Here is a 13,116-nt window from a genome sequence, read left to right on the forward strand (position 1 = left end):
CGGAATTAGTCTCCCTAATTCCCTTTCACAATCACGCGCCCCGTACCCGATGCGACGCTATTTTCTTCGGGCCGCTCCTTTGCAGCGTGGCTTGGTCTAACACCGCGTTCGCATAGCAGCGGCGGCAAGGAGAAACTTGTCGGTATAAGTAAGCGCGGCGATAGCTACATTCGGCGCTTACTCGTTATCGGAGCCACAGCGGTCATCCGTCGGGCGCGACAGGACAATGCCAGCAAGAACTGGGCCGCCAAGCTGCTTACGCGTAAGCCGGCCAGGCTGGTCTCGGTGGCCCTCGCCAACAAGACAGCGCGCATCGCGTGGGCCCTGCTGGCGCGGGACCAAACCTATGTCGCTGGAACAGGCAGGGCATAACAGGGATCTTCCGTTCGGCAATACTGAGTAGCCGGAGTAGCAAGCTGGACGGAAGGTAGCGAGGGTGATGAGATGTGATGGCAAACCGGTCGAACTGGGGATTGGATCAATCCGAGATTCTCAAGGCGCTTCGAGCGCCCTTATTTGATTGGAATCCGATCCGCGGACTTCATCAGGGCCTGCGGCCATATGTGCCGCCTCGTAAAGGCCGGACACATGGCTTGCACCCGACCAGAACGGCATCGCTGATTTTCGCTCTTGCAACAGACGGCCGCTCCACACATGAGAACGTGCCGTTGATTTGATAATCAAACCGGGCCATTGGCAATTAATGTGAGAAGCAGTGTCGGCAACGCAGCGGCATCGAATTTGCCAAGACAGGGCATGAAATTCAACGGATTCATGACCTTCACGCTGATGCGATTGCGGTTAAATTGAGAATATGGGATACCCGATTCTCGCAATTAACTGCCAAACCTAACCGGAACGACGGCATTCTCACGGTTAACTGCCAAGCAGACACAAATCCCGTCTCGTCGACGATCAGGACGCCATCCTCATCGCCCAACGCCTCCACCACATAATCGCGAACCTCGTCTCGGAGCCGATCAGCGTCCCAGTGGCTGCGCCCCAACAGCGACTGCATCCGATAGGGCCGCTCCGCTCCGGACTGCTCAGCCATCAGCCAGCCAGTCTTGCGCTCAATGCCGGAAAGAAGGCCATCAAGGAAATCTGCGCCCGTCTCCCGCAGTTCACGACGAGGAAGCACCCGCCCGAGTTGAACGTCCGCTATCGCTTGTCGGGCGCCAAAAGCCGCCAATCAACTTCCGGCCCCAACACGACACTTGAAGATTGACCCGCACGCGCACTGATTGCTTTATTGAAAGACGACGGCCATCCGGGCCGCCATTGTCGTTATCTATCTAGCAGAACCCGACACTTGGAGTACGTAGCGCGTGTACGCCAGGATGAGGCCCAGTCGGCAGTACGGTTAAGTGGCAGTTTTCACCTTATTTCGCCAGAAACCTAACACGCAGGCCGGAGTTGCGAGATGACGGGAACGCCTGACCGAGAACGCCTCGCCGGCATTGCATGGCGCCTGCGCACCAGTCTGGCGAGCATCATCGCCGGGATTTTGTGCTTCACCTACTTCCGGGAGGTGCGCGATCTGCTCCTCGACCGCATGGGCTCGATCGGTCTTGGCGCCTTTGCTGCGCTCGCCCTGGCGGTCTGGGCCGTGCCGATCTACCTCTCAAGCGCACGGGCGCTCGAACGCGACTGGCACGACGTGTTGCGGGCAAGGAAAGTCCCCATCGTCATGGGGCTGATGCCGTTTCTCACCATCCTGCTCGGCCTTTACCTCGTGCGCGCGGACATCACGCGATGCGAGGAGATCCGCACCCGGACGCAGCTGGAGGAATGTGTCGCTGCGCCGACGACCCAGGACAGATTGACCATCGACGACATGCAGTCCTCGCCGAACCCCGCCGCAAGCCCGGTGAGCGTGAGCGAGGTACCTGCGTCGCTGGCTCGACTTCGCACTGTGGCTCTTGCAACCGCAGCTTCGGCGCTTGTATTTCTGGCGCTGGTTATCGCTAGGCCGCGGGTAAGGGAGGGAATAGGAAGACTTGCCCATGCGCCGACCGCCCATGTTTCCGAGCGAGCAGCACGTGCATTCGCCAGAATGTTCCGTCTTCGTCCGGAAATCGGCGCGGCCATACTTTCGGGCGGGCTGTTGTTCTGGGCCTTCTACTGGCCTGCCGAGTTCACCGACATCTTCGGCCGCGCAGCCCTGTTGCCCGTCTTGCTCGGCAGTTGGGTGGCACTTATCACGGCCATCTCTGCGCATTTCGGTCCTCGGACGAGGAAGGTGCTCGCGGGAGGCGTGTTCGCGGTCGTCGTTCTCTCAACGGCGATGCCGGGATTCCACGACGTACGGCTTTACCGGTCGCAGTATTGGCCAGCGGCGCAGGGGGCGGATCTGTCGGCCACCAGCACCGGCTCTGCTGAGCGGCAGATGCTTCTCGCGGATGCCATTGATCTGTGGATGGTAGCAAACAAGTGCACGGGCAACGGTCGTGCCTGCCCCCGGATTGTTCTGGTTGCCGCCGAAGGTGGCGCGAGCCGCTCGGCCTTCTTTGTCGGCACTGTCCTCGGCGCGCTTCTGGATAAAACCAAGCAGGAGCCGGACATGTACCCTGACTTGGCATCCGCGCTGTTCGCGATGTCGGGTGTGTCCGGCGGCGCACTTGGCCTCGCTACGACCCGGACGGCCCTTATCGATGCCACCGGCCGGGATCCTCCCTGTCGAGTGACAGATCCACTATGGTTTGCCGGTCCCCAAGCCACTGGCGACCTCGCAGGTCGCGATATTGCGCACAGCTGGCGGGCGTGCCTCCAGCTTCTCACCGCCGGCGATTACCTGTCTCCTACCATCGTAGGCCTCGGTGTCCGCGACAACTTCGCAGCTCTGGTGCCGGAAGATCGCGCTGTTCTGCTCGAGCGGGCGATCGAGCGCCACTATAATGGCGCTGTTCATGACGACCGGACAGCTTGCGGCGGACCTCAGGACGGGCGCGGTTTCTGCCGGCCGTTCGGCTATCTCAAGCGGTTTGCAAGCAAGAGGTGGCTTCCGCTACTTCTGCTGAATGCGACTGGCGTTGAATGGGGGCGGCCGATCCTTGCCTCCGATTTCTACACCGCTGTCGCGAGCTGCAGCGGCAACCAGTGCACGCCCTTGTTCTCCACCGCACACAACCTCTTCGAGCTGTTCAAGGATCCGGCCATCCGTCCGGACACCAAGGCGGACAGCCTCAGTTCTCCCCTGGTTGCGGGGTTGCGGGATGCCCTGGATATTCGGCTGTCCACTGCAACAGTCTTAAGCGCACGCTTCCCGCTTGTCTCGCCGGCCGGAATCCTGCGCTACGTTGACGGGCACAAGGATGTTCTCACGGCGCGTGTCGTCGACGGCGGTTATTTCGACAACAGCGGCCTCGAGTCGCTCGGCCACCTCCTGCCGTTTCTGCTGGAGCGGGAACTCAGGCCGCTTGTCATTTATCTGGCCAACGAACCTTGGTCCTCAAAGCCGTATGAACGTCCCGGGCACTCTTTCCTGTCGCCAGATCCGGACCAGCTTTGGGAGACGAGGCTGACCCGTTTGGGCGACAGCTTCTGGTCGCGCGCTATCGCCTTCGTCGCCGAGCCGCTGCGGACCCTGAACAAGACGCGATCCGGACACGTCGAGGCGACCAAGGAGCGCTTCCAGCGCCTGAACGACGGAGGCCAGATCAGATTCGTCTCCGTCCGCGTTATGGAGTCAATCAGGCCGGTCCGCGGCAATCTCGAAGCGCGCTCGCTGTGCATCGACAATCCAAAGGCAGGACCGCTAGGTCGGGTTACGCTCTACCAGCCCGTCATGAGCTGGTGGCTCTCCGCTCTGTCGCAGCGCGCCCTGGACGCGCAGCTGTGCGATTTCGAGAATGCCAATGCGGTCGATCGCATCCTTGAGAGCCTGAAGTTCACGGAAATGACTAGGTGAATCAGGCGGTTGCGGTGGCCAGCGCGGCGCGCAGGTCACCGTCGCGTCACTAGATCAACTAGCCCCGGCCGGGTGGTCGGAGATTTCGCTTCCCTGGTCGAAATCATAGCACTGTGGCGAGACGAACCCCTCATCTCGACTTGTTCGGCCGAGACGATGGCCGTGCGGAAGCTGCCGAGATTGGCAAACAAGCCGACCGGACTGTGGAAGGCGCTCGTCAGCCGTGCAATAGTACGGGCATGGCAAACTCTGCAAATCCCCGAAACGCTGGCTGGCGCTTCAAAGCGTCGTTTAAATCCGGCAGCCCAGGCGAATGGCGAGCTACGTGCTTCGTCGGGATACCCGATGAGGCGACGGCGAGAATGGCAGTCGATCCTAACCTCCAGGGCGCCGACGCCATTGAGGCAGAACCGCTATCGCAAGAAGAATCTGACGCCATAGGGTTGGGCGCCGGCGAAGTTCGGTGTGAATGACGGACCGGCCTTGTCACCGGCTGCAGGCCCCAAAAACCTAGGCCGAGTGTGTCGGCCTTTCTCGAAACTATATCGAAGCAACAAGTAGATACGAGTTCCCAGTTTCATCCTGCCCGGCGCGCCAATGATTTCAAAGGCTTGCAGTGCAACGGCGCGCCGTCGCATGAGATAGCGCCCGGCCGGCCTCGCCGGTAAACTGCCCTGCACTCCTACGGCCTCTTTTTGCGACCCGTCACTGTAATAGCTACGCACTTGTATAGAATATCCTATAGTCTATTGTGGCGACTATCAAATTGGGGGGATGTTTGATGTCAGCGTCTGAAAAAGACCAAGCAGAGGTCAATTCGGGGCACGACTGGGTTAATTTGCGTCGAAAATTTGTAAATGACCAGTTGCGTCGGTTTAGCATAGCTTCCCACGCGCTTTGGATTATCGCGACTCTTAGCTTGCTGTATCTGATTGTTGTGGCCTTCAAGGTTCTTGATGGGCCTAAGTGGGAGTTCATTGCACTTTTGGGGTTTGTCACAATTTGTACTGCGCTCCCTCTTTTCAGCAAGGTCAGTCTTTCAAAGGATGGCGGCGGTTTCGAAGTAGCGAATCCGATCGAATTGCTCGACGAGATGGAAACCAAGGCGCAGGCTGCGCGCAGCGAGAGCTTCGAACAAACGCGCCTACAAATCAGTGCATTATCTGTTCAGCTAGCCGAATTGACGGAGACGCTTGCCAAGCGCTCTGTTGACCAAGCAAGCGTCGAGGAGACGACAGAGCCGACACTGCGGGATATCCGCAAAAAGCTACTTCCCCAGACTGACCATGAAGACCCGCAGAAAGGGCGTTTTGGGGGCAAGGACTCCAGCGGGACGAGGGAACTGACAGCCCTGGTCAAACGCTCCGACCTGGGTCAGAATTGGCAGAAGCTCATTCTTACCCTGAGGTCGACTGACGGTCAGCCGCTATCTGGCGCCTATGCGTACTTCTTCTTGCACGATACGTTCGATCCCGACGTATACCGTGTCAAGGTGAGCCCGGGCGCGTCTTCTGTTAGTCTTGAGACTGCATGTAAGGGCGCCTTTACCGCTGGCGTTGCCGCCGAAAGGGGAAACACCCTGCTCGAGTTGGACCTGACCGCTGACAAAGTCAAAGCACCGGCGTGGTGGAAGCGTTCGTGACCCTGATCAAAGCCTTGTTGTGGTGGATCGGGTGCGATCGCGGTTAGTTCGGCTTGGAAAGCGGAGCGGGTTCGGTGGGCGAGCACGACGGGCGACAGGAACAGCATTCTACGGCGGAACGCTTGCTGCCATGCGACATCGTCATGGCAGGCGGGGTGACTAGCGGTGTCATCTATCCTGGTGCGGTGGCGATGATCGCCCGCCGATATTCGTTCCATTCGATAGGAGGCACCTCTGTTGGCGCGATCGCCGCGGCGGTCACCGCCGCGGCAGAATACGGACGCCGAACGGGCTGCAATCCACAAGCGTTCGAAGACATTGCCGCGATGCCCAAAAGTCTCGGCGACGTCGCACCGGATGGACATTCGCGGTTGTTCCACTTGTTTAGCCCCGAGCCAGCAACAAAGCCGTTGCTTGCTCTTGTCACGCCGCTCATGAGCGCCAGGAATTTCAGCGGAAAGTTCATTGGCATACTCGCCGCATCCCTATCGGCCTGGCCGCTCGTGCTGGTGATGGCTGTTACATCGCTGGCAGGCGTCGCGCTGGTCGTGCACCAAATCGTCGGCGGACAGGCGATTCTTACTGTAGTGAGCTTGATCGCTGCCTTGTGCCTTGTACTGGTCTCTTGGCTTGTGATGCTCATCACCGTTCTGGTGCGCCGCTGGCTGCCCCTGTGGCGTGCCAATGGCTATGGGATCTGCACAGGGAAATCGGCACCGTCGTTCTCGACCAATCGAGCCATCGCAACGTTCGAGGGTCTTTCGCCATGGATGCACCGGGTTGTGCAGTCCGCCGCAGGGCGAACCATTGATGACGCGCCTCTGACGTTTGGCGAATTGTGGAGCGCGCCGGAAGCGGCTGGCGCAAAGCCGGGCGGTAACGGCCCGACGGCACCCCGTTCAATCGATCTTGCGATGATCGCCAGTGACATCAGCCGCAATCGTACCGTTCAACTCCCGTTTCTGGAATCCCCTTCACCCATCTACGCGGATATCGAGACCCTGCGCCGGTATTTCCCGGCCAAGATCGTTGACTGGATCGAGACCAAAGCCGGCGACTATGAGGATCGACACCAGAGGCAGCAAGGGTGGATAAGGCTCCCGCGACCGCAGGATCTGCCGCTCGTCTTCGCTGCAAGATTGTCGCTGAGCTTTCCCGTACTCCTCTCTGCTGTTCCTCTTCTCACGCCGGACTTTGCGAAAGGTAAGTTGCCCGACGGCAAGATTCCTCTGCGGTCTGTTTGGTTCTCGGATGGCGGGCTGACATCGAACTTCCCCATCCATTTTTTCGACAGTCCGATCCCGTCGAGGCCGACCTTCTGCCTGAACCTCATTGGCTATGGTGCGGGAGCGCCGACCGTCGCGACGGATGCACAGCAGCAGGAAGAGGAGCCCCACGACCATGCAGCGAACAAAGCCATCGAGCACCCTCGGGATGTTCGGCGCGCCGCCAAGAACAGGCCCGACGTCACCCCGGTCGGTGACCCGAAGCCCCGCGACCCGGTGTGGGAGTTTATTTCGATGGCTAAGGGAAATCAGTTTTCTCCGGCCCCTTTTACCGCGTTCGACACCGCGCCCGGTCTCGGCTTGGTGGCATTCTTCACAGCGCTTTTGAACACGGCAAGGTTTTGGAACGACAACCAGATGCTTCTCGCGCCTGGAACACGCGACCGAGTCGTGAACATCGCATTGCGCGACGACGAGGGCGGCCTCAACCTCGATATGGACGCCAAGGTATTGAGTGATCTTGATTTGAGAGGTCGCGCTGCAGGTCTTCTAATCGCCGCACGCTTCGACCCGGATGCGAAACGCGATCCTGAAAGCGGCGCCAAAAATGTCGAGGTTTTCGCAAACCACCGATGGGTTCGGTACCGCAACGCTATGGCAGCATTTGAAGACATCTCTCGACGCTTTGCCACATCGAGGCGAAAGTCCGATGCGGCGGCGGTCGACCGCAATGAGTCTCTGCTGGACCAAATGATCGAGGGAAATGCCAGCGAGAAGCTGGGCTATCCGGCTCCTGTCGGAGCTCGCGGCTTCTATCGCAAATACACGGACGCGTTGGAACAGCTCGCACAGGCGATGGCCGATGCCACGAGAGCCGACCCCGACAATACATTCGATCGGCCTCGATCATATCGCGAAGGAAGCTCCAGAGCGCCGGCCGGTGCTGCGCCGCGGCCAAAGATGCGGGTCAGGTTGAGGCCGATAGCCGACAACGATCCCCGCGCCGAGTACGCCGACCTTCCAGCGACGTCACCGCCGAAGTGTGACGAAAACCCTCCCACATAGTTTGGGAAGTCCGGACTATTGGTGTGCGTCAATGCGACAGATGCTTGGATGGCCATGATGCATCACGTTCTCGAAAGCCGCGAATACAAACTGCTATTGGAGTTTTCGCATTTCGATGCGAATCCGACGTTGGAGTTGGCCAACTCATTTTGGGATCAGAGGATCAAACCTACGATAGAAGGTAGGCTTGGCAAGCGCGGGAGGAATTCCAGGGCCGAGGAATGGTTCGCGACAGCCGAAGTGAAATCGGTCAGGTTTTGGGATACCTCCGCCTGTCTGTTGACGCGATGCAACTACGCGCTGAGGGAACGGGTCTCGAACAGGAAAGAGGGCAGCCGCAAACAGCAGCGCGAAATCACCCTCAAGCTTCGCATGCCGGACATGTTTGTCGTCGCCGCGACTTCGCTACGTGGCGCGCAAGGTGCCAAAATCGCCTTCGAGGAGGACATCGCGCCGTTGGAAGTTGCCGATCAGAGCTATCCGACCTCAAAGGTTGCGATCTCGACGCCCAGATCGATACGCAGCCGATTTTCGTTATCCATCTCGATCAAAGGGGTAGCATCCGAGCCCTCTACACTCTCGTATGCCGCAGCGCTTTTTCCGACGCTGCTGACAAATTTGGAAGCACGAGGTGCGCTTGCCTCGCGAAGCAACCAGCTTCAGCATGGCCCAGCTATCCAGGAACATGTTTTCAAGGGGGCCAAGGTCAGGTTGGCGAGCGGTACAACCGGCGAGTTTGCCCTCACGATCTGGCACTTCGCGCCACCGGAGCCGGTACGTGGCGTAGCCGAAATATCGTTCAAATGTGGCTTCGAAAACGGCACAATGCCGGGCGCTGCGGCGCAACGTGCATTTGACCTGTTCATCGGCCTCCAGGAAGACCTCGGAAATGGGCTCGATCTGCAGCATCCGAGTAAAACCGAACTCGCCCTTCCACTTGGATGCAGGGGCGAATAGGCGCCGCCGGAAACACTCCCTTCAAAACGCAATATCGTTCGCATCTCGGATCGGACGGGAGGATTCGATCGCAGTCGTCTCGACACTGCCCATACGATCCATCTTGCGAAGCCCGCCAAAATCGAGGCCGGTTAATTCCTCGATGAGTTTGATCGGGCGCTGAAACACACGCGCCTCGTCGACGCTGTAAGGATTGTACCTGGTCGTCTCGAAGATAGGCGCGATCGTCGACGATTGCTCTATAACGAATCCAGTTACGGAAGGGGTACCGTCTGGGCGCTTGAAGACGCAGATCTTCCAAAAGGACCATGGGATTTGCCACGCCCCCCCTTTCAAACCTTCGCCGTAGAAATTGTCGTCCGGCCGCAGGATCGGTCCAGTCATCACCGTCGCTTTTTGTGCACGCGTATCCGCGCGGGCGAGCACGAAATCCTCCAGATTGCCCCAGGTTTCGCTGTTATAGATGTGCTCCTGCGGTGCCGCGTTCGTATAGTGGAACGTATCGGCGCCCGCCCGGTCCGCAACGTCCTGCGGTCCCCAGACCGGATCGAGGCGACGCACAAGATGGCCACGATCGATCTGGATGCCTTTTCCGGGAACCTTGCCGTAAACTTCTGCCAATGTCTGTTCATTGGCTGGAAGTCTGTCATCCCGGCGCCAGCTTGGCGATTTCGCGGACTTCAGCTTGTTGCCGTCGATGTTGACTGCTGTCCAGATCGCAAGCCTACGGTCCACATTCATGGCCAGGCTGAAATGCGTGTAGTCGAACACAGTCTTGTCATTGGTGTTGTTCTTCGCCAGCGTTCCCTTAAAACTAGAACCTGTTTTCGGCAAAGGGACGACGAGGTCCGCCCCGAGGAACTTTGGATCGTAGCCGAGCGATTCCGCAAAAGCCGGATCGGTGAAACGGGTTGTTTCAAAGGCCGTAGCCTCAGGAGCATTTGGGACCGTTTGCCAGTTCTTCGGCGTTGTGTCGGCTAGGGCAGGGCGCGGTCGGTAGGCAGCACGAGGTTCATAGGACAGCATCGCCATGATCTTTGCAGCGTCCGCGCTGAACGGAGCGTCCGCCTGGAGATGCGCCCATAAGGCGCTAATGCGGATGCCCTCATTGGCGATCCACTTTTTGGCACTTTCCCCGTCGGCTTCAGTCCAGACCTTTCCCTCCTTGTTTAAGGGGTCGCCCTTCTGGTTCCGATCAACGATTGCTTGATGGTGAATTGCGACCAGATCCCATTGGTCGTTGAAGACCGGCGCCCCGGACGAGCCTCGCTCCGTGTCAGCTGTATAGTGTATGAAAGCCGGATTGATGTTCGGGAATTTCGTTTGGTCGAGCGCCACTATTCGATTTTCACGCACCACCACTTGCTTGGTTCCGCCTTCCGGATGCTGGATGATCGAGACATGCTCGCCCGTGATCCCCTTACCGCTCATCGGGATCAGCGGCAGCACACCGAAGTCGGTTATCGGCGTTCCATCGTGGCCCATCGGTGAGATGGCGACGATGGTAAAATCAAGATCGACACTCGTATAAAAGGCTTCGATCGGAGCGAAGGGAAAGATGCGGCCACGTCGCTCGACAAAATTCGTGTCGAGTTCGTAGCCAAATTCCGCCAAGCTACGGCTTGCCGTTTCCGGATCAGGAAGGACGTGATTGTTCGTCACCAATAGTGCCGGTGTGACAAGGAAACCAGTCGCATAATCTGGCGGTCCGCCTGCCATTCCGAGGGTCTTTATGCGGCAGACAGCTTTGGCCGTTTGAACGCCGCGCTCAAAGAAGTTGATGCTGACGATATCGCGCTTGCCGATCAGCCGTTCGAACGCGCTCGGATCGTTGCGATTGATCAGATCGAGCCTAACGGCGATACGATCCGGCCTGTCAGTGCCAAGCACCTTCCCGGGAACGGAGTCCGACGACGCGCTCTTCTTCTTCTTCTGATCAGCAACCGTTTGATGTTCGATCGCCTCCTTGGCCGCCAGACTCGTGTCTCGCTCTATCCTGAATGCCTTTTTCGCGTCGTCAATCTTTGCCATAGTCCCCCACCTTGCAGTGCGATTCAGTACTTGCTTTCTATCGGTCGAGCAGTTCGTCCGCTGCGATCACACAATGCGTTGCTGAGAACGTTGGTCGGCCGCACGCCAGCCGACGAGACATCTGCATCGCAAGCGTGCTGTCGAATTTTGATCTTCTGGAAACCGTATGCGATGGCTGCCACCTCCATGTGGCCCGGAGGAGGGAGAAATCACCAATATGAGCTGGAATGTCTATGAAATGATCTAGCATCTTTTCCCCCAAATGCCGGCACAACGCTAACGTAGCTCTGCAATACGTTTGGCACAAGGTTTGCGTCGAGCAGCAAACAAAGACCCCAAAAAAACTTCCAATTTTGTTGAGCCGGCGAAAGTTATTTCGCGAATCCAAGTTTTATTTTAGTCGGCAGACGGCGGCACCAGACGATCTTACTTCTCACCATGGGCGTCAGGGATTCTAGGACAATGTCGAGGCGGAGCTGCAGCTATACTGGCGAGTAAGTTAGTGATACTGATATTGCGGGAGTAAGATTCCGAGAAAAACCAATCGTGGTAACAGCGCGCGGGGGCGTAAATGACTGAAATCACTTTGAAAGTGTTTGCAAATGCCGACGATGTGCATCTCGTCTGGTCCCACGACAACGACATCCCGGGATGCCTGGGATTTGCCATCGAGTGTCGCCGCGGCACCGCCTCTCCCAAATATCTGTCGAACCGCGTCGGGTTCGAAGATGACACGGCAGTAGACAAGGACGGCAACCGGATCACCGCTCGTTCCTCACAGATTTGGCCGTTCCAACGATATGATTGGACAGACCACGCAGCCGACCTCGGCGACGTCATTGCCTATCGAATCGTCTCAAGGGTCAAGGGAGCCGGCGGCAAGCTGGAGGACGGGCCGTCGAGCAAGTGGTCGCAGGAGCTGACGCTTTCCGCCGATTGCGGCGACGGCGCCAGCGTGCATTTCAACCGCGGCTATGTGCTGTCGCAGTTCATGGCGCGTTACATGAAACGCAAGGGGATCACGCTCGAGGAACTGAAGAAAACCGCCGTCATCGTCAGCAAGAAGGTCGACCGTGAGGCGAGGGCCTTCCTCGGAGGGACATTGCGCGAGACAATGCTGAAGATGATGGCAGACGTGGCAGCCGATGATGGCCTGGAACTCCATGCCGCGTTTTATGAACTCAGCGACGAGGAACTCATCGACGGGCTCTGCGCGATCGGCAAGAGTGCGAAGATCGTTCTGGCAAATGGAAGCGTCAAGGCCGAAGGCGAGGACGAAAATGCGGATGCGCGAAAGCGTCTGGGCGGTGCGGGTGTTGTGGTGCACGATCGCTTTCTCGCGCCGAAAGCGCTGGCCCACAACAAGTTCGTGGTCGTGGGCCGCCTCACGGATGAGAAGTTCGAGCCGGCGAAGGTATGGACGGGGAGCACGAATTGGACGCCGACGGGGCTCTGCACGCAGCTCAACAACGGCATCATGCTCGATCATCCCAGGTTGGCGCAGCGCTACGAAGAGCAGTTTAAGCTGCTTATCGACGCAAAGAGCTCGGTTTCTGACGACTTGCTGGCATCGAACAATGCGCCCGAGCGCGACATCAAGTTCGGCACCGGTACGGTCGACAGCTGGTTCTCAAGCCTAGGCGACGAAATCGATATCAAGGAACTGATCAAGCTAGTGGAGGGTGCGCAACAGGGGGTGTTCTTTGTGATGTTTCAACCGGGTAACGAGCCGGTACGAACATTGCTCAGGATTCAAGAGGAAAAGAAACTCTACGTGCGCGGCGTAGCGACCCGATTCACCGGCAAAGGTCTAGAGGAGTTCAAGCTGCTGAAGGCGAAACCCGAGGACTTTTTCCTCGATGCGGCGCAGGATACCGGCGTCGAGAAACCGGTCGGACAATGGGCGGTGGAAGGCACGGCGGCTGATTTTACATCGGCCATCGGTCACGCCATCACGCATTCGAAAGTGCTGGTGATCGACCCATTCGGTGACGATCCCGTAGTTGTCACGGGCTCGCACAATTTTTCGCATGCGGCGAGCGCCGGCAATGATGAGAACTTCATCGTCATTCGCGGCCACAAGATGATCGCCATGCATTATGCCATCAACGCCATGCAGACCTATAGCCACTATCGCTGGCGGGCCTATCTCGCGGAGGCGGCGAAGGAGAAGAAGAATCCCTTCGAGTACCTCTCACGCGATCCACAATGGCAAAAGCGTCGGACTACCGGCGAAACCAAGCGAATGCTGGCATTCTGGATGGCCGGCGCTTAGAGCGATCGGG

6 protein-coding genes and 2 pseudogenes are annotated in these 13,116 nt (G+C 58.4%); 6 read left to right on the forward strand and 2 right to left on the reverse strand.

Annotated features, from left to right (window positions below; all coding sequences use genetic code 11):
- Nucleotides 1–30 precede the first annotated feature (30 nt).
- Nucleotides 31–372: pseudogene (locus JG739_RS32495) on the forward strand (transposase); the annotation flags it as partial.
- A gap of 519 nt (nt 373–891) precedes the next feature.
- Here JG739_RS32495 and JG739_RS32500 read toward each other — a convergent pair.
- Nucleotides 892–1,153 (reverse strand): annotated as a pseudogene (locus JG739_RS32500) (transposase); the annotation flags it as partial.
- 270 nt (nt 1,154–1,423) lie between these two features.
- On the opposite strand from JG739_RS32500, the gene JG739_RS32505 reads away from it, so the two are divergent.
- The 4 genes from JG739_RS32505 (at nt 1,424) to JG739_RS32520 (ending at nt 8,800) form a co-directional block, all read left to right on the forward strand.
- Nucleotides 1,424–3,910: a hypothetical protein gene (locus tag JG739_RS32505; RefSeq protein WP_202367863.1), complete on the forward strand. Its 2,487-nt coding sequence runs from the start codon at nt 1,424–1,426 to the stop codon at nt 3,908–3,910.
- A 781-nt stretch (nt 3,911–4,691) separates the two neighbouring features.
- Entirely contained in the window at nt 4,692–5,552 is an 861-nt protein-coding gene (locus JG739_RS32510; RefSeq protein WP_202367864.1) for a pYEATS domain-containing protein, read from the forward strand.
- A 143-nt stretch (nt 5,553–5,695) separates the two neighbouring features.
- Complete coding sequence (locus tag JG739_RS32515) at nt 5,696–7,843, forward strand: hypothetical protein (RefSeq protein ID WP_446720584.1); 2,148 nt, start codon at nt 5,696–5,698, stop codon at nt 7,841–7,843.
- Between the two features lie 48 nt (nt 7,844–7,891).
- Nucleotides 7,892–8,800 carry a hypothetical protein gene (locus tag JG739_RS32520; RefSeq protein WP_202367866.1) on the forward strand — a complete coding sequence of 303 codons (909 nt, stop codon included), beginning with the start codon at nt 7,892–7,894 and terminating at the stop codon, nt 8,798–8,800.
- Between the two features lie 21 nt (nt 8,801–8,821).
- Here JG739_RS32520 and JG739_RS32525 read toward each other — a convergent pair whose 3' ends face one another.
- Entirely contained in the window at nt 8,822–10,831 is a 2,010-nt protein-coding gene (locus tag JG739_RS32525) for a DNA/RNA non-specific endonuclease (protein ID WP_202367867.1), read from the reverse strand.
- 955 nt (nt 10,832–11,786) lie between these two features.
- Between JG739_RS32525 and JG739_RS32530 the strand changes: the two genes are divergently transcribed.
- A complete protein-coding gene (locus tag JG739_RS32530) occupies nt 11,787–13,106 on the forward strand; it encodes a phospholipase D-like domain-containing protein (RefSeq protein ID WP_202367868.1) in 1,320 nt (439 codons plus the stop codon).
- The last annotated feature ends 10 nt before the right edge of the window (nt 13,107–13,116 follow it).

Source organism: Mesorhizobium sp. L-2-11, from assembly GCF_016756595.1.
GTDB lineage: Bacteria > Pseudomonadota > Alphaproteobacteria > Rhizobiales > Rhizobiaceae > Mesorhizobium.

What these genes read in the sequence shown, in the direction of transcription:
- JG739_RS32525 (WP_202367867.1), bottom strand. Translation starts at nt 10,831, where the DNA reads ATGGCAAAGATTGACGACGCGAAAAAGGCATTCAGGATAGAGCGAGAC.
- JG739_RS32505 (WP_202367863.1), top strand. Translation starts at nt 1,424, where the DNA reads ATGACGGGAACGCCTGACCGAGAACGCCTCGCCGGCATTGCATGGCGC.
- JG739_RS32520 (WP_202367866.1), top strand. Translation starts at nt 7,892, where the DNA reads ATGGCCATGATGCATCACGTTCTCGAAAGCCGCGAATACAAACTGCTA.
- JG739_RS32510 (WP_202367864.1), top strand. Translation starts at nt 4,692, where the DNA reads ATGTCAGCGTCTGAAAAAGACCAAGCAGAGGTCAATTCGGGGCACGAC.
- JG739_RS32515 (WP_446720584.1), top strand. Translation starts at nt 5,696, where the DNA reads ATGGCAGGCGGGGTGACTAGCGGTGTCATCTATCCTGGTGCGGTGGCG.